The sequence below is a fragment of the Polynucleobacter wuianus genome, from assembly GCF_001659725.1.
GTDB lineage: Bacteria > Pseudomonadota > Gammaproteobacteria > Burkholderiales > Burkholderiaceae > Polynucleobacter > Polynucleobacter wuianus.
In genome coordinates, this window is sequence record NZ_CP015922.1 from 24402 (window position 1) to 48577 (window position 24176).

Annotated in this window: 18 protein-coding genes, 7 tRNA genes, 3 rRNA genes and 1 pseudogene; 23 read left to right on the top strand and 6 right to left on the bottom strand. The window is 46.6% G+C overall.

All coding sequences use genetic code 11. From position 1 onward, the window contains the following. The first annotated feature begins 181 nt into the window (after window positions 1–181). A complete protein-coding gene (gene priA / locus A8O14_RS00130) occupies window positions 182–2320 on the top strand; it encodes a replication restart helicase PriA (protein WP_068947675.1) in 2139 nt (712 codons plus the stop codon). A gap of 3 nt (window positions 2321–2323) precedes the next feature. Here priA and gcvH read toward each other — a convergent pair whose 3' ends face one another. Beyond that, the gene (gene gcvH / locus A8O14_RS00135) at window positions 2324–2716 is read right to left on the bottom strand and encodes a glycine cleavage system protein GcvH (protein ID WP_068947676.1); all 393 of its coding nucleotides are present in this window, start codon (window positions 2714–2716) and stop codon (window positions 2324–2326) included. A 70-nt stretch (window positions 2717–2786) separates the two neighbouring features. On the opposite strand from gcvH, the gene A8O14_RS00140 reads away from it, so the two are divergent. Continuing rightward, the gene (locus A8O14_RS00140) at window positions 2787–3425 is read left to right on the top strand and encodes an MBL fold metallo-hydrolase (RefSeq protein ID WP_068949630.1); all 639 of its coding nucleotides are present in this window, start codon (window positions 2787–2789) and stop codon (window positions 3423–3425) included. 19 nt (window positions 3426–3444) lie between these two features. Here the strand turns inward: A8O14_RS00140 and A8O14_RS11885 are convergent, their stop codons facing one another. The 3 genes from A8O14_RS11885 to A8O14_RS00150 form a co-directional block, all read right to left on the bottom strand. Beyond that, complete coding sequence (locus A8O14_RS11885) at window positions 3445–3630, bottom strand: hypothetical protein (protein WP_143070006.1); 186 nt, start codon at window positions 3628–3630, stop codon at window positions 3445–3447. Window positions 3631–3671: 41 nt separating this feature from the next. Beyond that, window positions 3672–4814, bottom strand: a complete 1143-nt coding sequence (locus A8O14_RS00145; protein ID WP_071608661.1) for a fatty acid desaturase — start codon at window positions 4812–4814, stop codon at window positions 3672–3674. Between the two features lie 82 nt (window positions 4815–4896). Then, window positions 4897–4972, bottom strand: a tRNA-Arg gene (locus A8O14_RS00150). A 102-nt stretch (window positions 4973–5074) separates the two neighbouring features. Between A8O14_RS00150 and A8O14_RS00155 the strand changes: the two genes are divergently transcribed. Further along, on the top strand, window positions 5075–5566 hold the full coding sequence (locus A8O14_RS00155; RefSeq protein ID WP_068947677.1) for a c-type cytochrome: 492 nt from the start codon (window positions 5075–5077) through the stop codon (window positions 5564–5566). Between the two features lie 44 nt (window positions 5567–5610). Here A8O14_RS00155 and rsmI read toward each other — a convergent pair whose 3' ends face one another. Further along, entirely contained in the window at window positions 5611–6510 is a 900-nt protein-coding gene (gene rsmI, locus A8O14_RS00160) for a 16S rRNA (cytidine(1402)-2'-O)-methyltransferase (RefSeq protein ID WP_068949632.1), read from the bottom strand. Between the two features lie 106 nt (window positions 6511–6616). Here rsmI and A8O14_RS00165 point away from each other — a divergent pair, with 106 nt between their 5' ends. The 3 genes from A8O14_RS00165 to A8O14_RS00175 are packed head-to-tail and all read left to right on the top strand — an operon-like array spanning window position 6617 to window position 8270. Further along, a complete protein-coding gene (locus A8O14_RS00165; RefSeq protein ID WP_068947678.1) occupies window positions 6617–7219 on the top strand; it encodes a phosphoheptose isomerase in 603 nt (200 codons plus the stop codon). Between the two features lie 28 nt (window positions 7220–7247). Beyond that, complete coding sequence (locus tag A8O14_RS00170) at window positions 7248–7898, top strand: BON domain-containing protein (protein WP_068947679.1); 651 nt, start codon at window positions 7248–7250, stop codon at window positions 7896–7898. Window positions 7899–7916: 18 nt separating this feature from the next. Beyond that, window positions 7917–8270, top strand: a complete 354-nt coding sequence (locus tag A8O14_RS00175) for a c-type cytochrome (protein WP_068947680.1) — start codon at window positions 7917–7919, stop codon at window positions 8268–8270. A gap of 19 nt (window positions 8271–8289) precedes the next feature. Here the strand turns inward: A8O14_RS00175 and A8O14_RS00180 are convergent, their stop codons facing one another. Continuing rightward, window positions 8290–8946 (bottom strand): GNAT family N-acetyltransferase, encoded by a 657-nt coding sequence (locus A8O14_RS00180; protein WP_068947681.1) that lies wholly within the window; start codon window positions 8944–8946, stop codon window positions 8290–8292. A gap of 477 nt (window positions 8947–9423) precedes the next feature. On the opposite strand from A8O14_RS00180, the gene A8O14_RS00190 reads away from it, so the two are divergent. From A8O14_RS00190 to rpoB, 17 genes and pseudogenes are all read left to right on the top strand, one after another. Beyond that, a 16S ribosomal RNA gene (locus tag A8O14_RS00190) occupies window positions 9424–10955 on the top strand. 59 nt (window positions 10956–11014) lie between these two features. Continuing rightward, a tRNA-Ile gene (locus A8O14_RS00195) sits at window positions 11015–11091 on the top strand. A gap of 32 nt (window positions 11092–11123) precedes the next feature. Beyond that, window positions 11124–11199, top strand: a tRNA-Ala gene (locus A8O14_RS00200). 269 nt (window positions 11200–11468) lie between these two features. Continuing rightward, window positions 11469–14342 (top strand): 23S ribosomal RNA (locus tag A8O14_RS00205). A gap of 106 nt (window positions 14343–14448) precedes the next feature. Beyond that, window positions 14449–14562, top strand: a 5S ribosomal RNA gene (gene rrf / locus A8O14_RS00210). Together the 16S, 23S and 5S rRNA genes with 5 tRNA genes alongside form the textbook arrangement of a ribosomal RNA operon. 104 nt (window positions 14563–14666) lie before the next feature. Then, window positions 14667–14751, top strand: a tRNA-Tyr gene (locus tag A8O14_RS00215). Window positions 14752–14756: 5 nt separating this feature from the next. Continuing rightward, window positions 14757–14830, top strand: a tRNA-Gly gene (locus tag A8O14_RS00220). Window positions 14831–14849: 19 nt separating this feature from the next. Beyond that, window positions 14850–14924 (top strand) — tRNA-Thr (locus tag A8O14_RS00225). Between the two features lie 65 nt (window positions 14925–14989). After that, window positions 14990–16180, top strand: coding sequence for an elongation factor Tu (tuf, locus tag A8O14_RS00230; RefSeq protein WP_068947683.1), 1191 nt, complete (start codon window positions 14990–14992; stop codon window positions 16178–16180). 13 nt (window positions 16181–16193) lie between these two features. Beyond that, a tRNA-Trp gene (locus A8O14_RS00235) sits at window positions 16194–16269 on the top strand. Window positions 16270–16289: 20 nt separating this feature from the next. Beyond that, complete coding sequence (gene secE, locus A8O14_RS00240) at window positions 16290–16667, top strand: preprotein translocase subunit SecE (RefSeq protein ID WP_068947684.1); 378 nt, start codon at window positions 16290–16292, stop codon at window positions 16665–16667. Between the two features lie 7 nt (window positions 16668–16674). Continuing rightward, window positions 16675–17247, top strand: a complete 573-nt coding sequence (gene nusG / locus A8O14_RS00245; protein WP_068947685.1) for a transcription termination/antitermination protein NusG — start codon at window positions 16675–16677, stop codon at window positions 17245–17247. A gap of 165 nt (window positions 17248–17412) precedes the next feature. Then, complete coding sequence (gene rplK, locus A8O14_RS00250; RefSeq protein ID WP_011901890.1) at window positions 17413–17844, top strand: 50S ribosomal protein L11; 432 nt, start codon at window positions 17413–17415, stop codon at window positions 17842–17844. Window positions 17845–17846: 2 nt separating this feature from the next. Beyond that, the gene (gene rplA / locus A8O14_RS00255; RefSeq protein ID WP_068947686.1) at window positions 17847–18548 is read left to right on the top strand and encodes a 50S ribosomal protein L1; all 702 of its coding nucleotides are present in this window, start codon (window positions 17847–17849) and stop codon (window positions 18546–18548) included. Window positions 18549–18785: 237 nt separating this feature from the next. Further along, window positions 18786–19313, top strand: a pseudogene (gene rplJ / locus A8O14_RS00260) (50S ribosomal protein L10); the annotation flags it as partial. Between the two features lie 156 nt (window positions 19314–19469). Next, window positions 19470–19847, top strand: coding sequence for a 50S ribosomal protein L7/L12 (gene rplL / locus A8O14_RS00265; protein WP_068947688.1), 378 nt, complete (start codon window positions 19470–19472; stop codon window positions 19845–19847). Between the two features lie 227 nt (window positions 19848–20074). Beyond that, on the top strand, window positions 20075–24175 hold the full coding sequence (gene rpoB, locus A8O14_RS00270; RefSeq protein WP_068947689.1) for a DNA-directed RNA polymerase subunit beta: 4101 nt from the start codon (window positions 20075–20077) through the stop codon (window positions 24173–24175). Window position 24176: the final 1 nt, after the last annotated feature.

Consider the following 24176-nt stretch of genomic DNA (forward strand, 5'->3'; position numbering starts at 1 on the left):
GATTAAAGATGAACTTTAACTTTCGGAAGACGTTGTAAGTAATTGATTTAAATAAATATTTATCAATAATGCTTTAAAAGAAGGTCTAAGCAGTTTACTGGTAAATTAGCTTATAAATCAGAGTTCTTGGATGATATCCACAGACTTATCCACAAGCAAAATAGAAAACACGAAGTAGATCATGGCCCCACCTATATTGGTTCAAGTAGTTGTTGATAAGCCCTTGGCACAGGGTTTTGACTATTTGTGGGACCAAGAAGCGCTGGGAGTAGCCCCTGAAATTGGGCATGTCGTTGAGATTCCTTTTGGCCGCTCAACGCTGGTCGGATTAGTAATTAAAGTAAGCGATCACTCTGAATATGAGATCAATAAATTAAAGTCAGTAACGAAGTTAGCCCCGTTACCGCCAATGGATGCAGCAGCACTTAGGCTAATGAATTTTGCAAGCCAGTACTACATCCATGGTCTTGGGGAAACGATTATTCCCACCATTCCACAGATGTGGAAAAAGTCATCGGACTGGGAAAAGACTCTGGAAAAGATAAATCCCTCCGAAGTAAAGAAACCCCAAAAGAAAAAAATTGAAGAGCCAGCGCGTAGCGAGGGCTACATCGATGAATCACAATTGAATGAGGCTCAAGAGAATGCCTTAAATCAACTCCGAGTGAGTGGCGTAGAAAACGAATTCAAGGCCACCCTATTGCAAGGGCAAACTGGCAGCGGCAAAACGGCTGTTTTCTTGAATTGGTTAAAAACTATTCTGAACGTTGAGGGTTCTCAAGCACTTATCTTGGTGCCAGAAATTAATTTGACGCCGCAATTAGAGCGCAGAGTACGCGCCTATTTCCCAAATAAAAAAATGGTGGTTCTGCACAGTGGCGTTAGTGAAAAAAAACGTGGGGTTGCTTGGTATGAAGCCATCACTGGAAAAGCACAAATCGTTTTGGGAACAAGATTGGCCGCTCTAACGCCAATGCCTAATCTTCGCGCGATTGTGGTTGATGAGGAGCATGACCCTTCGTATAAACAACAAGATGGCATCCGCTATTCTGCTAGAGATCTTGCGGTGTGGCGCGCTCATGATTTAAAGATTCCAATATTGCTCTCTTCGGCAACGCCCTCTCTAGAAACCTGGATGGCAGCCAAATCAGGGCGCTATCAATATCTCCGGCTAGATCAGCGTGCACAAGGAGCAAGCTTGCCCAAAGTGCATTTGATCAATACAAAAGATCCTCAAAATCAATTTAGCCCTGGTGATGCAAATAAGCCGGTAGCAAAGATTTCATTAAGCAAACCCCTTGTTAATGCCATTAACAAGAATCTACAAAACAAAAAGCAAAGTTTGGTTTTAATTAACCGCAGAGGCTATGCACCCGTGCTCAGTTGCAGCGCGTGTTCATGGCTATCCAAATGCCAGCAATGTAGCTCATACATGGTGATGCACAAAGCCGGCGCTTTGGGTCGAAAGCCGGTATTGAGCTGTCACCATTGCGGTTTGGTGAAAACTATTCCAACGCATTGCCCAGATTGCGGCAATGCAGACTTAAAAACCCTCGGGCAAGGGACCCAAAAGCTAGAGGACTCTATTGAAGAAGCCTGGTCAAGCGCAAGAGTTTTGCGAGTGGATACAGATTCCAGCCGTAAGAGCAAGGGTGCTGAAGAGTTGTTTCAAGAAATTCATGATGGGAATGTCGATATTGTGGTTGGTACCCAAATGATTGCCAAAGGGCATGACTATCAAAATATTGGCTTGGTTGCAGTGGTAGATGCCGACAGTCGTTTGTTCTCTCAGGACTTTCGTGCAGCAGAAAGATTGTTTGCTCAACTGGTTCAGGTTGCAGGCCGAGCTGGGCGTGCCAGCAAGGATGACGAGCAGAGTGGCGACATTTATATCGAGACGCAATTTCCTGAGGCGGCGGTATTTCAATATCTACTACGCCATGATGTGGATGGTTTTTTATCCCACATTGCTAATGAACGAGATGAAGCTAAATTGCCCCCCTTCTCCTACCAAGGAATGGTGCATGCAGAAGCAAAGAGTTTGGATAAGGCAATTCAATTTTTAAATGCCCTAAAGGGCCATTTAAAGACTCAAGGTCTTATTTCTCAGGGGTTGCGGGTCTATGACCCGGTCCCAAAAAGCATGGTTCGGGTTGCGGGAGTAGAGCGAGCTCAGCTAGTGCTGGAGTCCGATGATCGTAGGCAATTGCAGGATGTGCTTGAAGCAATTGATCTAGATTTACGTGATAGCTCGCAGGGGCGCATTAGTAAGAACGAGAAAGTTCGTTGGTTGATCGAGCGTGACCCAATCTCAATCTAATGCTCAAGCTCCTGGGCCAGAGTTATATTTTTCTATATTCAAGAGTTGATTTAAGTCTGATACAAGGCTCTCATCAGAAGCCGGTTTAATTTTGAATAACCAAACACCATAAGGCTTTTCATTTACCAATTCTGGTGATGCATCTACCTCTGCATTGAGCTCGACGATTTCACCACTTACTGGCGCATGAATATCGCTCGCCGCCTTGACGGATTCGATGACTGCAATTGCATCACCCTGCTTAACTTGTTGGCCAAGCTTAGGCGCCTGAAAGAACATCACATCACCCAGTGCCTCTTGGGCATGATTGCTAATGCCAACCCATACTAAGCCATCGTTTTCTAGATCGGCCCATTCATGAGTTTCTGCAAATTTAAATGTATCTTGGCTATTCATTGTTTATCCTTTGAGAACATTTTATGCTTAGTCCCTTAACTAGGTTTTCATACATTATTCATATATGCCAATTAAATTAGGAATTGTTCCCGTAACGCCTTTTGAGCAAAACTGCTCAATTCTAGTTTGCCAAGAGACTGGGGACGCTGCCGTTGTTGATCCAGGGGGTGATATCGACAAGATCCTTGGTGGCGTAAAGCAGATGGGTGGAAATGTAAAAAAGATTTTGCTTACTCATGGGCACTTAGACCATTGTGCGGCTGCAAAAGATTTAGCTGACCGTTTAAACATTCCAATTGAGGGTCCGCAAGAGGATGAGCGTTTTTGGATTGATCAGTTGCCAGAGCAAACTGTGCGCTTTGGTTTTGGTTATGCCAAAGTATTTGAGCCCAATCGTTGGCTTAATGATGGTGATCACGTTCAGGTTGGTAATGTAGATCTGGAAGTATTCCATTGCCCTGGGCACACGCCAGGCCACGTTATCTTTTTTGACAAAGAAGATCGCTTAGCAATTGTTGGCGATGTTTTATTTGCGGGCTCGATTGGTAGAACAGATTTTCCTCGCGGCAATCATGCTGATTTAATCAATGCAATTAAAACGAAACTTTGGCCACTAGGCGATGACGTACAGTTTGTGCCAGGGCACGGTCCCATGTCTACATTTGGCAAGGAACGAAAGACCAATCCCTATGTCGGGGATGGCGCTTAAAAATATAAAACTAAAGTTTTTAGGTTTTTGCAGAACCGGTACGGTGTGTGCGGTTGTAGAGACAGCTAGCGCAAATCCAGCGTTGCTTGCGATTACTTGTCGGAATCCATGTGCCGCCTTCAAGTCGTTTTTCGCGACTGCAAGAAGAGCAAAATTTAAGGCTCTGAGACGAATCTTGGGTGGCAGCTGGAGTCGAGGTAGTCATGTGCAATCCGGGTAAGGCAAATCTTTATACAGAGATCTATTTTACCCGTTTTGTCCTGCTGGTATTGGGGTTAAGACAACTCGGACAGAATCGGCCGTCTTATTACCATCAAAGTCCAGCCAAGCCTTGTTCTCAAAGTCATAGAGCTTACATTTACGGGCGGTATCGAAATACCAGTCCCATGAGAACTTCTGAATAAAAATACGTTCTGGAAGGATGGTTTCCAGGGTTTTTTGGGCCTCTGGCAGGCGGTAGAGCGGTACGCTCATGTCGACGTGATGGGCCGTATGTTCCATGATGTGGTGCATCAGGGAACCCCAAATCCAGTTAAATGTGAGGTGAACCGTGGTCGATACAAAAGGTTGGGCCCGGAGCCACTCAGATTTTTTGTCGTACCAAGAAACAGAAGGATGGGTATGGTGAACATAGACTACAAATCCAATCATGCCGTTCCAAAACAAGAATGGGACAGCAAAACCGGTCAGTAAGCCAACCCAAATGGATTGATCGGTAGCAATAGCACCAGCAATGAGGCAACCAATCCAAACAATCGCAAACGCAGTAACGAGCAAATTGTCTTTTAAGAAAATGGGACGATCACCAGGTTTGTTTTGAGCATTCGGGAAGTATTCGCGTCTCCACCAAATCTCAATCAAGTAGTAGAAAACAGGACCCCAACCGCTACGATAGAGGCGCTCCAAAGCCTTGCGGAATGAGGGTAGAGCGTCATATTCTGCTTTTGATAAAGGCGCCCAAACAAAGTCAAAACCTTTTAAGTTAGTTTGGCCATGGTGCACTACATTGTGACCAACATCCCACAAACTATATGGTGTGAGTGATGGCAAGAATGCAATTCGTCCGAGTACTTTATTGAGTTCGCGATTTGGGGTAAAGCTTTGATGGCAGGCATCGTGACCCAAAATAAAAATACGACCAGTAACAAATCCAGCAACTAGACCAAAAACGATTTTGAGCAAAATACTTTCAACAAATACAGTGCCGGCAATACAAGCAAGCCATAAGAACGAATCAATGAAGAGCAACATGATTGCTCGCCCTGTTTCCCCTTGGGCCATCGGAATTAACCAGCTCCGAATAATTTTGCGGTGCGGCAATGGGGCCTCAGGAGGCAAAGGGTTGGTCAGGGAGGGCTCTGAAAGGGCTGAATTTAGATGTGTAGACACGATAAGAATCAATAAGTTAGATGCAAATGATAGCGTTTTTCTCGATTTCCCGCATGATGTAGGTCAAAAACCCCTTCTGTTTTGGCGCGCCCGGCAGGAATCGAACCTGCGACCCTTGGCTTCGGAGGCCAATACTCTATCCACTGAGCTACGGGCGCTAAGGAAAACGGGATACCCCACTATTGTAAGTGCCTATAACCCTACTCTCTAGTTATAATCACCGCAAAACAACCCTAAAACCCGTCAAACGATAAATTCTTATGAGCAACGAGCACGGAAATCTGATTAAATCCCCAAAACAACTCATCATCATGGTGTTTGCAAGCTTTTTTGTGCCCTTGATCATTATTTTGTTATTGATGGTATTTGTAAATAATGGCAAGCGCAGTGATTCACCTGCTTCAGCAGAGGAGCTCATCAAGCCCGTTGCTCAGTTAAATTTTAAAGATGCTAGCGCTCCTAAGGAGTTGCAATCGGGCGAGCAAGTTTACAAAGCGGTATGTGCTTCTTGTCACGCCACTGGCGCAGCTGGCGCGCCAAAGTTTGGTGATGCTGGTGCATGGGCCCCCCGCATTGCTAAAGGTTATGACTCACTCATGACCTCAGTATTAAAGGGCAAAGGTGCTATGCCTGCGCGCGGCGGTTCTAATCCAAGCGATATTAGTGATTACGAGTTAGGTCGTGCCGTTGTTTATATGGCCAATGCTTCTGGCGGTAAATTGCCAGAGCCTAAGGCGCCTCCAGCCAAATAATTTTTCACTGCACCCATTCAAAAGCTGGCTACAGGCCAGCTTTTTTATTTACCACTTTCTTTTGCATCTAATGCAATTTGATAAGCATCCTTCTTTGCTAAGCCCAGAGTTTGTGAAAGCACTGCAGCGATTTCTTTGCTACCCAAGTAAGGGCTTAATGCAGTTGCCCAACGCATTAAGGTAGCATGCTCTGGAGCCTCGTCAGCACTGGTGTGGCGACCAGACACTAAGATGATGAATTCACCTTTAAGGCTCTCGGCATTCTCAATCCAAGATGAAATTTCTTGCGCTTGAATTGATACAAGTTGTTCAAATTTTTTAGTAAGCTCGCGACAAATAAAAACCTGCCGACCTCTTTCTAAATTATTTGCCAGCAAGAGAAGGGTTTCGCGAATGTGATGTGGCGACTCAAAGAAGACGCTCGTTTTTTTACTGTTTGCAATATCCTGTAAAAGAGCATCACGTTCTTTGGTTTTATGCGGCCAGAAACCGAGAAATTGAAATTGCCCATCTGAGTTGAACATAACGGAGCCAGAGGCAGAGATTGCGCAAGATACGGCGCTGGCGCCAGGAATGGGGATAACTCGAAAACCTGCCTTTTGCACTTCATCCACAAGGCGAGCTCCTGGATCTGAAACTCCCGGCGTGCCAGCGTCAGAAATATAAGCCCATCGCTCATTGTTCCTCAGATGTTGGATCACGGTTTGCGCGCCGCCAAGCTCGTTATGCGTATGCAAAGCTAAGCATTTCTTGTGAATATCAAATTGCTGTAATAATGCGGCGCTATGCCGAGTATCTTCACAAGCAATGCCATCCATTGCATTGAGAACATGCAATGCGCGTAAGGTAATGTCGCCCAAATTACCAATGGGTGTAGCAACCATATACAGGGACCCTGCAGGCAAGTCTTGCTGCTTTAAAAAATCGAATGTGCCGAGTTTCATGGGGATATTGTCTGCTGAAGGTGAATTAATAAGCAAGAGAATACGTTGCTTTTGAGTTAAGCTGATCACATCAGAATACGGGCTTGCTTTGGCGCATAATATTGTTATGGATAAAGACACTATTGAACGTTTGCGTAAACGCGCATCCCAACATTTTTTAGACAGCATTGCAGTAAAGCAAGAGGCTGAAAAAGTGCTGCCAGAAGCAGTAGCGCATGGCGTGCTAGCAATGGTCGATTGCTTAAAGTCCGGTGGCAAAGTAATGGCTTGTGGTAATGGCGGCTCTGCCGCTGACGCACAACACTTCGCTGCAGAATTGATTGGACGCTTTGAGCGAGAGCGTCAAGAGTTAGCCGCTATTGCTCTGACAACGGATAGCTCAATCTTGACTGCTGTTGGTAACGATTACAGCTACGACGAAGTATTTAGCAAGCAAGTGCGTGGCCTTGGTAAAAAAGGCGACATTCTATTGGGGATCTCCACTTCAGGCAACTCAAAGAATGTCATCAAAGCAATTGAAGCTGCAAAAAAAATGGGCATCAAAATCATTGCGCTTACTGGTAACGGCGGCGGAAAAATTGCTGGTCTTTTAGATAAAGACGATATTCATTTGTGTGCCCCTTCAACCCGTACTGCCCGCATCCAAGAAACCCATTTGGTTTTATTGCATGGTCTATGCGATGGTGTTGATCACGTATTGCTCGATTAACTTTTACATAAACAGTAAAGATACGTAAATGCAAATTCAATCCTTAAGTAAGTTAGTTATTGCTTTGGTTATTACAACTCAACTCTCTGCATGTGGAGTTCTCGCAGTAGGCGGCGTTGCTGCAGGTGCGAGCATCATGGCTGATAGACGTACGCCAGGCGTACAAGCAATTGACAACGGAATTGAGTTAGAGGCGAACGCAGCTCTTGCAAAACGATTTGGTGATAACGCCCACATCAACGTGACATCTTTCAATCAAAAAGTATTGTTGACGGGCGAAGTTAAAGATGCAGACATTAAAGGTGAAGCAGACGCGTATGTAAAAGCAATGAAGAATGCACGCACTGTGTTTAATGAATTAATCATTGGACCTAACAGCACCTACACTGCGCGTGCCAATGATTCTTATTTAGAGTCCAAAATTAAAGCGCAGATGATCTTTACAGACAAGCTACCGTCAAACTCTATGTCCATCTCTGCTGAGGGAACTAGCGTATATCTCATGGGTATTTTGACGCAGAGCGAAGCAGATCTTGCTAAGAAAGTTGCTAGTAATACCAATGGCGTGAAAGATGTTTACGTTTACTTTGACATCATTTCTGATGAAGAAAAAAATCGTTTAGAGAAGCAAGGCAAGGCTGATCAAACACAACCAAACTCACCTCCAAAATTTCAATAAATTTTTCGTAGATTTTTGATGTTTATATTGCGAGTGCATGTAAAAATAGTTCTCTTACTTACAGCGCTAGCTTATTTCATTCCTGCTGTACAGGCAAACAATGAAGATCAAAAAGCATTTGCGCTTGCTAAACAAAATGCCTGCTTAGGTTGTCACGCGATTGATAAAAAGATTGTTGGCCCAAGCTTTCAATCGGTTGCACAAAAATATAAAAATGATGCAAACGCGCAAACATTTTTGAAAAATAAAATTGCTAAGGGCGGTGCAGGCTCTTGGGGCGTTGTTCCGATGCCTGCAAACGCAAAGTTAAGCGATGCGGATTTATCTTTATTGACTGCTTGGATATTGCGCGGAGCTCCCCAGCAAAATTAATGACGAAAAGTTGCGCGGATTAACGTGCGTGACCAGGTCTTCCTAAGAACCACCACCAAGCTTGATTGGCAAGCTTCAAGTTTTCTTTTAGGACGTAATCAAAGTCTGCCCATTGTTCGTTAGCAGCCTCATTAACAATCGTTCCAGGGTTAGCTGGAGGTAATTTGAGGTATGCATCGGCATCGCCGTAAGCGTATTCAACCGTCATACCAGCCTTCTGAGCTAGATGCATCATTGCTTTGTTGTTGGCAAGGCAATGTACGTAGAGAGTTTGAATGTTGCTATTGCGGGAGTGGACTGCAGAGCGCTCTAGTAGCGCAGTTCCAATGCCCTGCCCCCTGCCCTCAGGCAGTACAGATACGCCAAATTCCGCCGCGTGGGGCTGGCCTTTGATTTCAGGCAAATAGGCTAAATGTGCCATACCAGTAAGGTTTAAATCAGCATCAAAGACGCCAAAAATCGCATCCCTATTGAAATCAAGGCCTTCAACGTAGTGATGAATGACTTCATCGGGGGTCTGAGTGCCAAAGCGCAGGCGACGATCTTCATCGCCGAGCATTAAAAGGTGACTCAGAATTTCTGACCTGTGTCCTGCGTGAAGTTCACGAACAGGTACAGCCAGCCCTGCCATGTAAGGCTTGGTAGGTAAGTGATTGTTCGCTAATTTATTGTGCATAGCAATATTTTAACAGAATACAAGGAAAATTTCAGGGTTTTCCCTAGGGTGTGGCTAATATGCAAATAAAGCATCAAAAATGCAGGTGAAGTTTTTTGGCGCCCTCGAAAAAAGCTCTAAAAAGCGAATATTTACAAAAAAAGTTGAAAATTTTTGAAAAATTTATCTCTTTGATTTCATTGGGTTTATTTTTAAAATCAGAAAAATATTCGCTTTTTTTAAGAAATAGACTACGAAAGGTGTTGACAAACCTATTCGGGTATGTCATAGTCTCGCTTCTTCGCTGAATGTTTTTCAAAAAACGATTCAGCCCTCTTTAAAAATTAGTCAACCGATAATTGTGGGTACTAAGTGAAAGCATCCAGTCCTTCGGGACAGATGTAAATAAATAGTACTCATAGACAGTAAAAAGATTTGGTTTTATTACCAAGTCAATTTCTTGAATGAGTGCGACGATCCGCAAGGATCACAGGAATTGAACTGAAGAGTTTGATCCTGGCTCAGATTGAACGCTGGCGGCATGCCTTACACATGCAAGTCGAACGGCAGCACGGGTGCTTGCACCTGGTGGCGAGTGGCGAACGGGTGAGTAATACATCGGAACGTACCTTATCGTGGGGGATAACGCAGCGAAAGCTGTGCTAATACCGCATACGCCCTGAGGGGGAAAGCGGGGGATCGAAAGACCTCGCGCGATTAGAGCGGCCGATGCCTGATTAGCTTGTTGGTGGGGTAAAAGCCCACCAAGGCGACGATCAGTAGCTGGTCTGAGAGGACGATCAGCCACACTGGGACTGAGACACGGCCCAGACTCCTACGGGAGGCAGCAGTGGGGAATTTTGGACAATGGGGGCAACCCTGATCCAGCAATGCCGCGTGAGTGAAGAAGGCCTTCGGGTTGTAAAGCTCTTTTGTCAGGGAAGAAACACCGGCTCTAACACAGTCCGGGAATGACGGTACCTGAAGAATAAGCACCGGCTAACTACGTGCCAGCAGCCGCGGTAATACGTAGGGTGCGAGCGTTAATCGGAATTACTGGGCGTAAAGCGTGCGCAGGCGGTTATACAAGACAGGCGTGAAATCCCCGGGCTTAACCTGGGAATGGCGCCTGTGACTGTATAGCTAGAGTGTGTCAGAGGGGGGTAGAATTCCACGTGTAGCAGTGAAATGCGTAGATATGTGGAGGAATACCAATGGCGAAGGCAGCCCCCTGGGATAACACTGACGCTCATGCACGAAAGCGTGGGGAGCAAACAGGATTAGATACCCTGGTAGTCCACGCCCTAAACGATGCTGACTAGTTGTTCGGGATTTACATCCTGAGTAACGTAGCTAACGCGTGAAGTCAGCCGCCTGGGGAGTACGGTCGCAAGATTAAAACTCAAAGGAATTGACGGGGACCCGCACAAGCGGTGGATGATGTGGATTAATTCGATGCAACGCGAAAAACCTTACCTACCCTTGACATGTCACTAACAAGTAGAGATACATTAGGTGCTCGTAAGAGAAAGTGAACACAGGTGCTGCATGGCTGTCGTCAGCTCGTGTCGTGAGATGTTGGGTTAAGTCCCGCAACGAGCGCAACCCTTGTCTTTAGTTGCTACGCAAGAGCACTCTAAAGAGACTGCCGGTGACAAACCGGAGGAAGGTGGGGATGACGTCAAGTCCTCATGGCCCTTATGGGTAGGGCTTCACACGTCATACAATGGTGCATACAGAGGGTTGCCAACCCGCGAGGGGGAGCTAATCTCAGAAAATGCATCGTAGTCCGGATCGTAGTCTGCAACTCGACTACGTGAAGCTGGAATCGCTAGTAATCGCGGATCAGAATGTCGCGGTGAATACGTTCCCGGGTCTTGTACACACCGCCCGTCATACCATGGGAGTGGGTTTTGCCAGAAGCCGTTAGCCTAACCGCAAGGGGGGCGACTGCCACGGCAGGGTTCATGACTGGGGTAAAGTCGTAACAAGGTAGCCGTATCGGAAGGTGCGGCTGGATCACCTCCTTTCTAGAGAAAAGATGCTGGAGCTATAGTGCCCACACTTATCGGTTGACAATAAAAGCCACGGGTCTGTAGCTCAGCTGGTTAGAGCACTGTGTTGATAACGCAGGGGTCGTAGGTTCAAGTCCTACCAGACCCACCATCAGCAGCAGTGATATGGACTTAGTGGACGTTGGGGGATTAGCTCAGCTGGGAGAGCACCTGCTTTGCAAGCAGGGGGTCGTCGGTTCGATCCCGTCATCCTCCACCAACATCTAAATGTCAAAACTAAGCGATTTAACGATTGTTTAGTTTTGCCATTTATGGCTGTTCTTTAAAAATTTGAGTAAGCAAAGTGTCAAATGTTTCTTTGAGAGGACATTTGACAATGTAATAAGAGTAAAGATTGAATCATCAATCAGTAATATCAAACGAGTTTTACAAAGTTCTTAACAAGTACTTACAGTTTGGATTACGGCAAACATGTCAGAAGTAGAAGTAAAAACCTATAACGGTTACTAGCAATGGTGCTCGTTATAGGATCAAGTGAATAAGTGCACATGATGGATGCCTTGGCGATTACAGGCGACGAAAGACGTTATAACCTGCGATAAGCCCCGGGGAGCTGGTAAATAAGCTTTGATCCGGGGATTTCTGAATGGGGAAACCCACCACTTTTGTGGTATCCATACCTGAATACATAGGGTATGAGAAGCGAACCTTGTGAACTGAAACATCTAAGTAGCAAGAGGAAAAGACATCAACCGAGATTCCCAAAGTAGTGGCGAGCGAAATGGGAAGAGCCTTCTAGTGATAGCTCAGTAATTAACAGAATGGAATGGAAAGTCCAACAATAAAGGGTGATAGTCCCGTATGTGAAAATTATTGAGTGGTACTAGGCTAGAGACAAGTAGGGCGGGACACGAGAAATCCTGTCTGAATATGGGGGGACCATCCTCCAAGGCTAAATACTCGTAATCGACCGATAGTGAACAAGTACCGTGAGGGAAAGGCGAAAAGAACCCCGGGAGGGGAGTGAAATAGATCCTGAAATTGTGTGCATACAAACAGTAGGAGCCTCGTAAGGGGTGACTGCGTACCTTTTGTATAATGGGTCAGCGACTTACATTCAGTAGCAAGCTTAACCGAATAGGGAAGGCGTAGCGAAAGCGAGTCCGAATAGGGCGCTAGTTGCTGGGTGTAGACCCGAAACCAGTTGATCTATCCATGGCCAGGTTGAAGGTGCGGTAACACGTACTGGAGGACCGAACCCACTAACGTTGAAAAGTTAGGGGATGAGCTGTGGATAGGGGTGAAAGGCTAAACAAAACTGGAAATAGCTGGTTCTCTCCGAAAACTATTTAGGTAGTGCCTCGTGTATCACTGTAGGGGGTAGAGCACTGTCATGGTAGTGGGGTCCATTGCGGATTACTGCGCCATAGCAAACTCCGAATACCTACAAGTGCAAGCACGGGAGACAGACATCGGGTGCTAACGTCCGGTGTCAAGAGGGAAACAACCCAGACCGCCAGCTAAGGTCCCTAATATATGCTAAGTGGGAAACGAAGTGGGAAGGCTAAAACAGTCAGGAGGTTGGCTTAGAAGCAGCCATCCTTTAAAGAAAGCGTAATAGCTCACTGATCGAGTCGTCCTGCGCGGAAGATGTAACGGGGCTAAGCATATAACCGAAGCTGCGGATCACAGCAATGTGATGGTAGGAGAGCGTTCTGTAAGCCTGTGAAGGTGTCTTGTAAAGGATGCTGGAGGTATCAGAAGTGCGAATGCTGACATGAGTAGCGATAAAGGGGGTGAAAAGCCCCCTCGCCGTAAGCCCAAGGTTTCCTGTTCAACGTTCATCGGAACAGGGTGAGTCGGCCCCTAAGGCGAGGCAGAGATGCGTAGCTGATGGGAACAAGGTTAATATTCCTTGACCATTGTTAGATGCGATGGGGGGACGGATCGCGGAAAGTTGTCCGGGTGTTGGATGTCCCGGTTCTTGCGTTGGAGATGGCTATTAGGTAAATCCGGTAGCGTAATTCAAGGGCGTGAGACGAGCGAATTTATTCGCGAAGCAATTGGAAGTGGTTCCAAGAAAAGCCTCTAAGCTTCAGTCTAACAAGACCGTACCGCAAACCGACACAGGTGGGCGAGATGAGTATTCTAAGGCGCTTGAGAGAACTCAGGAGAAGGAACTCGGCAAATTTGCACCGTAACTTCGGGATAAGGTGCGCCCTTGTAGTTTGACCGTGAACAACGGAAGGACGAAAGGGTTGCAATAAAAAGGTGGCTGCGACTGTTTAATAAAAACACAGCACTCTGCAAACACGAAAGTGGACGTATAGGGTGTGACGCCTGCCCGGTGCTGGAAGATTAAATGATGGGGTGCAAGCTCTTGATTGAAGTCCCAGTAAACGGCGGCCGTAACTATAACGGTCCTAAGGTAGCGAAATTCCTTGTCGGGTAAGTTCCGACCTGCACGAATGGCGTAACGATGGCCACACTGTCTCCTCCTGAGACTCAGCGAAGTTGAAATGTTTGTGATGATGCAATCTACCCGTGGCTAGACGGAAAGACCCCATGAACCTTTACTGTAGCTTTGCATTGGACTTTGAATCGGTCTGTGTAGGATAGGTGGGAGGCGTTGATAACAGGATGCTAGTTCTGTTGGAGCCAACCTTGAAATACCACCCTGATTTATTTGAGGTTCTAACCTTGGCCCGTTATCCGGGTCGGGAACAGTGCATGGTAGGCAGTTTGACTGGGGCGGTCTCCTCCCAAAGTGTAACGGAGGAGTACGAAGGTACGCTTGGTACGGTCGGACATCGTACCTAAAGTGCAATGGCAAAAGCGTGCTTAACTGCGAGACCGACAAGTCGAGCAGGTGCGAAAGCAGGTCATAGTGATCCGGTGGTTCTGTATGGAAGGGCCATCGCTCAACGGATAAAAGGTACTCTGGGGATAACAGGCTGATACCGCCCAAGAGTTCATATCGACGGCGGTGTTTGGCACCTCGATGTCGGCTCATCTCATCCTGGGGCTGTAGCCGGTCCCAAGGGTATGGCTGTTCGCCATTTAAAGAGGTACGTGAGCTGGGTTTAAAACGTCGTGAGACAGTTTGGTCCCTATCTGCCATGGGCGTTGGAGATTTGACGGGGGCTGCTCCTAGTACGAGAGGACCGGAGTGGACATTCCGCTGGTGTACCTGTTGTTTCGCCAGAAGCATCGCAGGGTAGCTATGAATGGAAGAGATAACCGCTGAAAGCATCTAAGCGGGAAACTTGCCTGAAGATGAGATCTCCCGTAGGTTTAACCTACATAAAGGGTCGTTGAAGACCACAACGTTGATAGGTCGGGTGTGGAAGTGCAGTAATGCATTAAGCTAACCGATACTAATTGCCCGTTAGGCTTGATCCTATAACCAGCACTATTGTGTTGGATGTTTGCCAGATTTAATCTGCATCCTTATTACATGCTTACTCAAATAGAGTTGTTGATTTATTCAGCAACTCAACCCTCTACGCCCGGTGACCATAGCGAATTGGAACCACTCCTTCCCATCCCGAACAGGACAGTGAAACGATTCTACGCCGATGATAGTGCGGATTACCCGTGTGAAAGTAGGTAACTGCCGGGCACCAATGCGACGCCCAGACCCTTTTAGGTCTGGGCGTTTTTACTTGTGAAAAGCGTTTGAGAGATTGACAGAAACTCCATTTGGAGTCAGAATATTGGGTTCGCGGAGGGGTGTCCGAGCGGCTAAAGGAGGCAGACTGTAAATCTGTTGGCTACGCCTACGTAGGTTCGAATCCTACCCCCTCCACCAGATGTGCGGGATTAGTTTAATGGTAAAACAGCAGATTTCCAATCTTCGGTCAAGAGTTCGATTCTCTTATCCCGCTCCAGATTTGTTGCGTTAAATTCGCCCATGTGGCTCAGTGGTAGAGCACTCCCTTGGTAAGGGAGAGGTCGGCAGTTCGATCCTGCCCATGGGCACCATGTTTGGTTTTATTAATTGTGTATTTCGTGTTTGGTTTAAGAGTTAACTAAAGGCAGATTAAAAAATGGCAAAAGAAAAGTTTGAGCGGACAAAACCGCACGTAAACGTAGGCACCATCGGTCACGTTGACCACGGTAAAACCACATTGACAGCAGCAATCGCAACCGTGCTCTCAAAGGCATTTGGTGGCGAAGCTAAAGCATACGATCAGATCGATGCTGCTCCAGAAGAAAAAGCCCGTGGTATTACGATTAATACAGCACACGTTGAGTATGAGACAGCGAATCGTCACTACGCTCACGTGGATTGCCCAGGACATGCTGACTACGTGAAGAACATGATTACTGGTGCTGCTCAGATGGACGGCGCAATTTTGGTTTGCTCTGCAGCTGACGGCCCAATGCCACAAACTCGTGAGCACATCCTCTTGGCACGCCAAGTAGGCGTTCCTTACATCGTTGTGTTCTTGAACAAGTGCGACATGGTCGATGACGCTGAATTGTTAGAGTTAGTTGAAATGGAAGTTCGTGAACTTCTGTCTAAATACGATTTCCCTGGCGATGACACTCCAATCATCCAAGGCTCTGCTAAGTTGGCTCTTGAAGGTGACGAAGGCCCATTGGGTAAAGAAGCCATCATGAAATTGGCTGAAGCATTAGATACTTACATCCCAACTCCAGAGCGTGCCATTGATGGTGCGTTCTTGATGCCAGTAGAAGACGTGTTCTCAATCTCCGGTCGCGGTACTGTGGTGACTGGTCGTATCGAGCGCGGCATCATCAAAGTTGGTGAAGAGATTGAAATCGTTGGTATCAAACCAACTCTCAAAACTACCTGTACTGGCGTTGAAATGTTCCGCAAATTGCTCGACCAAGGTCAAGCAGGCGATAACGTTGGTATCTTGTTACGCGGTACAAAACGTGAAGAAGTTGAGCGCGGCCAAGTATTGGCTAAGCCAGGCTCCATCACCCCACATACTCACTTTACAGCCGAGGTTTACATCTTGGGTAAAGATGAAGGTGGTCGTCATACTCCATTCTTTAACAACTATCGTCCACAGTTTTACTTCCGTACAACGGACGTAACCGGTTCAATCGAGTTGCCAAAAGACAAAGAAATGGTGATGCCTGGTGATAACGTAACCATTACCGTAAAACTCATCGCCCCGATCGCGATGGAAGAAGGTTTACGTTTTGCGATCCGTGAAGGTGGCCGTACTGTTGGCGCCGGCGTGGTTGCAAAGATTTTGGCTTAATAGTTTTTTATAAAGGGGTGTAGCTCAATTGGCAGAGCGTTGGTCTCCAAAACCAAAGGTTGGGGGTTCGATGCCCTCCGCCCCTGCCACGATTTGAACTGAAAGTGATATGTCTCAACAAACAGTAAGTCATTCTGAAGAAAAAAGTAGCTGGGTCTCTGGACTCGCTGCTTTAATCGTCGTTGCCGCGTTAGTTCTTTACTACACGCTCATCGATCAATCTTTATTGGTGCGCTTAGCAGTTTTGTTTGGCGGCATTGCAGCTGCAGTTTTGATTGTGGCGATTTCTCCCGATGGGCGTCGTTTTATCGCCTACGCAAAAGATTCTTGGTATGAAGTAAAAAAGGTTGTTTGGCCGACTCGCAAAGAGACCACCCAAATGACTCTAGTCGTATTTGGCTTTGTTCTGATCATGTCCCTATTTTTATGGATTGCAGACAAATTGATTGAATGGCTAGTTTTTTCAGTCTTTTTAGGCTGGAAGTGAGCAAAAAATGATTGATTCTGAAGTAGCAGCGAACCCACAAGCTACCGGCAATATGCGCTGGTATGTTATCCATGCTTATTCCGGCATGGAGAAGAGTGTTAAAAAAGGCCTTGAAGAGCGGATTGCGCGTTCTGGTATGCCTGAGAAATTTGGCCGTATTTTGGTCCCCTCAGAAGAGGTTGTAGAGATCAAATCCGGCGCCAAATCCGTTACTGAACGTCGTTTCTTCCCAGGATACGTCCTAATTGAGATGGAAATGACCGACGAAAGCTGGCATTTGGTGAAAAATACACCAAAAGTGACTGGTTTCGTAGGCGGTGTTCGTAATCGCCCAAGCCCGATTTCTACAGCAGAAGTCACCAAAATCATGGATCAAATGCAGGCTGGGGTGGATAAACCGAAGCCTAAGACCCTGTTTGAGGTGGGAGAGATGGTTCGCGTTAAAGAAGGCCCATTTACTGATTTCAACGGAAATGTCGAAGAAGTCAATTATGAGAAGTCAAGACTGCGCGTTTCTGTTACAATATTTGGCCGTGGTACCCCAGTTGAGCTGGAGTTCGGCCAAGTAGAAAAGATGTAAAAACAAGGACTTAGTCCTGTTTTGCAGTGCAGTAGTTTGTTTTAAGTGGTTATTTAGTTTTTTGTAATTAACCGAGGAGCGGAGCTAGAAAGCCAAAAACTAGCGAAGCGTTTACTCAACGGCGGTCTTTCCTAATGAGGTTAGGCGCGCTTTAAGGAGCAACACATGGCAAAGAAGATTATTGGCTTTATTAAGCTGCAGATTCCTGCAGGTAAAGCAAATCCATCACCACCCGTAGGCCCAGCATTGGGTCAACGCGGCCTGAATATTATGGAATTTTGTAAGGCATTCAATGCTCAAACTCAGAGCATGGAGCCTGGCCTCCCAATTCCAGTCGTGATTACAGCGTTCGCTGATAAGAGCTTCACATTCATCATGAAGACTCCTCCAGCAACCATCATGATTAAGAAGGCTGCGAAGATCGAAAAAGGATCACCACGTCCTCATACCGATAAGGTTGGAAAAATTACTCGTGCTCAAGCGGAAGAAATCGCTAAAGCAAAAATGCCAGATTTGACAGCGGCCGATATGGATGCAGCTGTTAGAACAATCGCTGGTAGCGCCCGTTCCATGGGCATCACTGTGGAAGGTCTCTAATCATGACTAAGTTATCTAAACGCGTTAAAGCAATTCAATCTAAAGTTGATCGCAACAAGTTCTACCCATTAGAGGATGCATTGAACCTCGTTAAAGAGTGTGCAACTGCAAAGTTTGATGAGTCTATCGACGTTGCTGTTCAGTTGGGTATTGATGCTAAGAAATCTGACCAAGTTGTGCGTGGCGCAGTAGTGCTCCCAGCTGGTACAGGCAAACATGTTCGTGTTGCTGTTTTTGCACAAGGCGAGAAGGCTGAACAAGCTAAAGCTGCTGGTGCAGAAATCGTTGGCATGGAAGAGCTTGCTGATCAAATTAAAGGCGGCAAAATTGATTTTGACGTTTTGATTGCATCCCCAGACACAATGAAAATTGTTGGTACTTTAGGCCAAGTATTGGGCCCACGCGGTTTAATGCCAAATCCAAAAGTGGGAACAGTTACACCTGACGTTGCTACTGCAGTTAAGAATGCAAAAGCTGGTCAAGTTCAGTTCCGTGTGGACAAAGCCGGCATCGTGCACGCAAGCATTGGCCGTCGTTCGTTCGAGCCAGCTGCATTGAAATCGAACTTGCTAGCATTGCTCGAGGCTTTGAATAAAGCAAAACCTCCTGCATCAAAGGGTGTTTATTTAAAGAAGGTTGCCGTAAGCAGCACCATGGGTGCAGGCGTACGTGTAGACCAAGCATCGTTACAGGCAGCTGCTTAAGTAGCTTGTAGCAAAAAAGAACTTTGGGTCGACTCACGCTCTTTGGGTGAGAGTCGAACATCAAAGACCGTTGGTGAGTTAGTTGCTTGTAAAGAGTTAATTCTTAATCGTTACGAAAGTAATAGCCAGCGCAGATGGCGACCCTGAAAAGATTTTCACAAGAGTCTTTGTGAACAAATGATCAGACGCTGGTGTGTAACCCCAACTGGAAACAGTTGGTTTTTATGGAGTTAAACCGTGCCTTTGAATGTACAAGACAAAAAAGCGATTGTTGCTGATGTCGGCGCTCAATTGGCTGGAGCCCAAACTGTCGTGCTCGCTGAATACCGTGGTATTCCAGTAGAGCAGTTGACAAAGCTACGTGCTAGCGCACGTGACCAAGGTGTATATCTTCGCGTTTTGAAGAACACATTGGCACGCCGTGCTGCACAAGGCACACAGTTTGAGCCTCTTGCTGATTCGATGGTTGGCCCCTTGATTTACGGCATCTCTGCTGATCCGATTGCTTCGGCAAAAGTATTGCAGGGCTTTGCTAAGACTCAAGATTTGCTAGTCATTAAAGCTGGCTTATATAACGGCAAGTTGTTAGACGTTGCAGGCGTAAAAGCCCTGGCAACCATTCCAAGCCGCGACGAGTTGTTATCTCAGTTGTTAGGTGTGATGTTGGCGCCTGTTTCTGCGATGGCTCGCGTATTGGGCGCAGTAGCAGCACAAAAGGCAGCTGGAGCACCCGCTCCTGTAGCCGAAGCTCCAGCACCTGCAGCAGAAGCAGCAGCCCCAGCAGCAGTCGCTGCTGAAGCCGCCGCTCCTGAAGCAGTCGCTGAGCCTGCAGCCGCAGCCCCAGAAGCTGGAACAGAAGCAAAAGAAACCCCTGCCGCTGAATAAGCGACAGATTAACTATTTAAGTATTAGGAGCTAAAAATGGCGATTACTAAAGAAGAAATCATTGAAGCAGTAGGTAGCATGTCCGTTATGGATTTGAATGACTTGGTTAAAGCATTCGAAGAGAAGTTTGGCGTTTCAGCTGCAGCGATGGCTGTTGCTGGTCCTGCTGGTGCAGGCGGTGGTGGTGCTGCTGCTGAAGAGCAAACAGAATTCACTGTGAACTTGCTCGAAGCTGGCGCAAACAAGGTTTCAGTAATTAAGGCGGTTCGCGAAATTACTGGTCTTGGCTTGAAAGAAGCTAAGGACTTGGTTGATGGTGCACCAAAGCCAATCAAAGAAGGCGTTGACAAGAAAACTGCTGAAGAAGCTAAGAAGAAGCTTGAAGAAGCTGGCGCTAAAGCAGAACTCAAGTAATACAAACTCCGCTAGCGCTTCTCAAAAAGGAGCGTTAGCCATGTTGGGTTTGACCATTAGTGGTCAAACCCGATTTCATTTCTGATTGAAATCGGGTTTGCCTTCTGATACGACTGCAGAATGCAAGTTTGGTCGGACACTAGATCTAAACGATTTAGTGTTGTCCGCCAGTGATTGGTAGTGGCCAATCGCCAAATCTTTGTACAGTCGCTGAATTCGGAGATGAAATGAACTATAGCTTCACCGAACGCAAGCGAGTCCGTAAAAGCTTTGCTAAGCGAGTAAATAACCACCAGGTTCCGTACCTGATCGCAACGCAGCTGGAATCCTACGCTAAATTTTTACAGGCTGATAAGCCGGCAATGTCTCGTCTTACCGAGGGACTTCAGGCTGCCTTTACATCAGCATTCCCAATTGTGTCTAACAACGGCTATGCACGTATGGAATACGTGTCTTACCAGTTATCACAGCCACCGTTTGATGTTAAAGAATGTCAACAACGTGGTTACACCTACCACTCTGCCTTACGCGCTAAAGTTCGCTTGATTATTTATGATCGCGAAGCGCCTACTAAGGTCAAAGAGGTAAAAGAGAGCGAAGTCTACATGGGTGAAATTCCACTCATGACAGAAAACGGCTCTTTTGTGATCAATGGTACTGAGCGCGTCATCGTTTCTCAGTTACACCGTTCCCCAGGCGTGTTCTTCGAACACGATAAGGGCAAGACACACAGTTCAGGTAAGTTGCTGTTCTCAGCACGCATCATTCCTTACCGTGGTTCATGGCTCGATTTTGAGTTTGATCCAAAAGATATTCTTTATTTCCGCGTTGACCGTCGTCGTAAGATGCCTGTCACTATTTTGCTCAAAGCAATTGGTTTAAACAACGAACAGATTCTTGCTAACTTCTTTAACTTTGACCATTTCTCATTGACTGCTAACGGCGGCTCAATGGAATTTGTGCCAGAGCGTTTGCGTGGTCAGTTGGCTAGCTTTGATGTGCTCGATAAGAATGGCGTTGTAGTCATTCAAAAAGATAAGCGTATTAATGCAAAGCATATCCGCGAACTCGAAGCTGCTAAGACAAAAACCATTGCTGTACCAGATGACTATTTAGTTGGTCGTGTTGTTGCACGCAACATTGTTGATCCAGATTCTGGTGAAATCTTGGCTTACGCTAATGATGAAATCACTGAAGAGTTGTTAGCAACATTGCGCGATGCTGGTATCAAGCAATTGGAAACTATCTACACCAACGATTTGGATTCTGGTGCATACATTTCTCAGACATTGCGTACCGATGAAACTGCTGATCAAACAGCAGCGCGTATCGCCATCTATCGCATGATGCGTCCTGGCGAGCCTCCAACAGAAGATGCTGTTGAAGCCTTGTTCCAGCGCTTGTTCTACAGCGAAGATACTTACGATTTATCTCGTGTTGGCCGTATGAAGGTCAATAGCCGTTTGAACCGTCCAGAAATGGAGGGTCCAATGGTTCTGTCGAACGAAGATATTCTCGACACCATTAAGTCCCTCGTAGATTTACGTAACGGCAAAGGCGAAGTAGACGATATCGATCACTTAGGTAATCGTCGTGTACGTTGCGTTGGCGAATTGGCTGAAAACCAATTCCGTGCTGGTTTATCACGGGTTGAGCGTGCGGTTAAAGAACGTCTCGGCCAAGCCGAAACAGAAAACCTCATGCCGCATGACTTGATTAACAGCAAGCCAATCTCTTCTGCGATTCGTGAGTTCTTCGGTTCTTCACAGTTGTCCCAGTTTATGGACCAAACTAATCCACTCTCAGAGATCACGCACAAGCGTCGTATTTCTGCATTGGGACCTGGTGGTTTGACCCGCGAGCGCGCAGGCTTCGAAGTGCGCGACGTGCATCCAACCCACTATGGACGTGTTTGCCCAATCGAAACTCCAGAAGGACCAAACATCGGTTTGATCAACTCACTCGCGTTATTTGCGCGTTTGAATGAGCATGGCTTCCTTGAGACTCCATATCGTAAGGTTTCCAATAGTAAGGTAAGCGATGAAGTGGTTTATCTCTCTGCCATTGAAGAAGCCAAGTATGTAATTGCTCAGGCAAATGCAACGATCGACAAAAACGGTAAGTTGGCTGACGAATTAGTTTCTGCTCGTCAAGCTGGTGAAACCATGATGGTTAGCCCGGAGCGCATCGATTTCATCGACGTTGCCCCTAGCCAGATCGTTTCTGCTGCTGCTTCACTCGTTCCATTCTTAGAGCATGATGATGCGAACCGTGCGTTGATGGGTGCGAACATGCAGCGTCAAGCAGTTCCTTGCTTGCGTCCAGACAAGCCATTGGTTGGAACCGGTTTAGAGCGCATTGTTGCGGTTGACTCCGGCACTGTTGTATTGGCTAACCGCGGTGGTATCGTGGATTACGTTGATGCAAACCGTGTCGTGATTCGTGTAAACGATGACGAAACAGCGGCAGGTGAAGTTGGTGTGGATATTTATAACCTCATCAAGTACACCCGTTCAAACCAAAATACCAACATCAATCAACGTCCAATCGTGAAGGTTGGCGATCGTGTAGCCCGCGGCGACGTTGTTGCTGACGGCGCATCGACCGATTTGGGCGAATTGGCTTTGGGTCAAAACATGACTGTGGCATTTATGCCATGGAACGGTTACAACTTCGAAGATTCAATCTTGATCTCTGAAAAAGTGGTTGCTGATGACCGTTACACCTCTATTCATATTGAAGAGTTGTCGGTTGTTGCTCGTGATACTAAGTTGGGTTCAGAAGAAATTACTCGCGATATTTCCAACTTGGCAGAGTCACAACTCTCCCGTTTGGATGAGAGCGGTATTGTGTACATCGGTGCCGAAGTAGAAGCTGGTGATGTGTTGGTTGGTAAGGTAACCCCAAAGGGTGAGACTACTCTCACCCCAGAAGAGAAACTCCTCCGCGCGATCTTCGGTGAAAAAGCATCTGATGTGAAAGATACTTCTTTGCGCGTTCCTTCAGGAATGATTGGTACCGTCATTGATGTTCAAGTCTTCACCCGTGAAGGTATTGAGCGCGATGCCCGTGCACAAGCAATTATTCAGGAAGAATTACAACGCTATCGTTTGGACTTAAACGATCAGCTACGTATTGTTGAGGGCGATGCCTTCATGCGTTTAGAAAAACTGCTGGTTGGCAAAGTTGCTAATGGCGGACCTAAGAAATTAGCTAAAGGCACCAAGATCGATAAGGATTACCTTGCTGATTTGGACAAATACCATTGGTTCGATATTCGTCCGGCGGATGATGAGGTTGCCTCACAAGTTGAAGCAATCAAATCTTCTATCGAAGCGAAACGCAAACAGTTTGATGAGGCTTTTGAAGAAAAGCGCACCAAACTTACCCAGGGTGATGATTTGCAACCTGGCGTAACGAAGATGGTGAAGGTTTACTTGGCAGTGAAGCGCCGCTTACAGCCTGGAGACAAGATGGCCGGTCGTCACGGTAACAAGGGCGTGGTTTCTAAGATTGCCCCTGCGGAAGACATGCCATTTATGGCTGACGGCCGCCCTGTTGACATCGTCTTGAACCCATTGGGCGTTCCTTCCCGTATGAACGTTGGTCAGATCTTGGAAACCCACTTAGGTTGGGCTGCTCAAGGTATTGGTAAGCGTATCGATGAGATGGTGCGTGAGCAGGCTAAGGTTGCTGAACTGCGTAAGTTCTTTAAACAGCTTTACAACGAGACCGGTCGCATTGAAGACATCGACAACTTCTCTGATGAGCAAATTACTGTTTTGGCTGAGAATCTCCGCCAAGGCTTGCCATTTGCAACACCAGTGTTTGACGGTGCTACAGAGGCGGAAATCGGTCGCATGCTCGAATTGGCTTATCCAGAAGATGTTGCTAAATCTTTGAAGATGACCCCATCACGTCAGCAAATGATTTTGTGCGACGGCCGAACTGGCGATCAGTTTGAGCGTCCAGTCACTGTTGGCGTAATGCACGTCTTGAAACTCCACCACTTGGTCGATGACAAGATGCATGCTCGTTCAACTGGACCTTACTCTTTAGTAACGCAACAGCCATTGGGCGGTAAAGCTCAGTTCGGTGGTCAGCGCTTTGGTGAGATGGAAGTCTGGGCCCTCGAAGCATATGGTGCTTCATATGTCTTGCAGGAAATGCTGACAGTGAAGTCCGATGACGTCGCAGGCCGTACCAAGGTTTACGAAAACATCGTCAAGGGCGAGCATACGATTGATGCTGGCATGCCCGAATCCTTCAACGTGCTGGTAAAAGAAATCCGTTCGTTGGGTATTGACATTGACATGGAGCGCAACTGAT

Coding starts and splice junctions, on each gene's coding strand:
- priA (WP_068947675.1), top strand. CDS start 182: ATGGCCCCACCTATATTGGTTCAAGTAGTTGTTGATAAGCCCTTGGCA.
- gcvH (WP_068947676.1), bottom strand. CDS start 2,716: ATGAATAGCCAAGATACATTTAAATTTGCAGAAACTCATGAATGGGCC.
- A8O14_RS11885 (WP_143070006.1), bottom strand. CDS start 3,630: ATGACTACCTCGACTCCAGCTGCCACCCAAGATTCGTCTCAGAGCCTT.
- A8O14_RS00155 (WP_068947677.1), top strand. CDS start 5,075: ATGAGCAACGAGCACGGAAATCTGATTAAATCCCCAAAACAACTCATC.
- rsmI (WP_068949632.1), bottom strand. CDS start 6,510: ATGAAACTCGGCACATTCGATTTTTTAAAGCAGCAAGACTTGCCTGCA.
- A8O14_RS00165 (WP_068947678.1), top strand. CDS start 6,617: ATGGATAAAGACACTATTGAACGTTTGCGTAAACGCGCATCCCAACAT.
- A8O14_RS00170 (WP_068947679.1), top strand. CDS start 7,248: ATGCAAATTCAATCCTTAAGTAAGTTAGTTATTGCTTTGGTTATTACA.
- A8O14_RS00175 (WP_068947680.1), top strand. CDS start 7,917: ATGTTTATATTGCGAGTGCATGTAAAAATAGTTCTCTTACTTACAGCG.
- A8O14_RS00180 (WP_068947681.1), bottom strand. CDS start 8,946: ATGCACAATAAATTAGCGAACAATCACTTACCTACCAAGCCTTACATG.
- tuf (WP_068947683.1), top strand. CDS start 14,990: ATGGCAAAAGAAAAGTTTGAGCGGACAAAACCGCACGTAAACGTAGGC.
- secE (WP_068947684.1), top strand. CDS start 16,290: ATGTCTCAACAAACAGTAAGTCATTCTGAAGAAAAAAGTAGCTGGGTC.
- nusG (WP_068947685.1), top strand. CDS start 16,675: ATGATTGATTCTGAAGTAGCAGCGAACCCACAAGCTACCGGCAATATG.
- rplK (WP_011901890.1), top strand. CDS start 17,413: ATGGCAAAGAAGATTATTGGCTTTATTAAGCTGCAGATTCCTGCAGGT.
- rplA (WP_068947686.1), top strand. CDS start 17,847: ATGACTAAGTTATCTAAACGCGTTAAAGCAATTCAATCTAAAGTTGAT.
- rplL (WP_068947688.1), top strand. CDS start 19,470: ATGGCGATTACTAAAGAAGAAATCATTGAAGCAGTAGGTAGCATGTCC.
- rpoB (WP_068947689.1), top strand. CDS start 20,075: ATGAACTATAGCTTCACCGAACGCAAGCGAGTCCGTAAAAGCTTTGCT.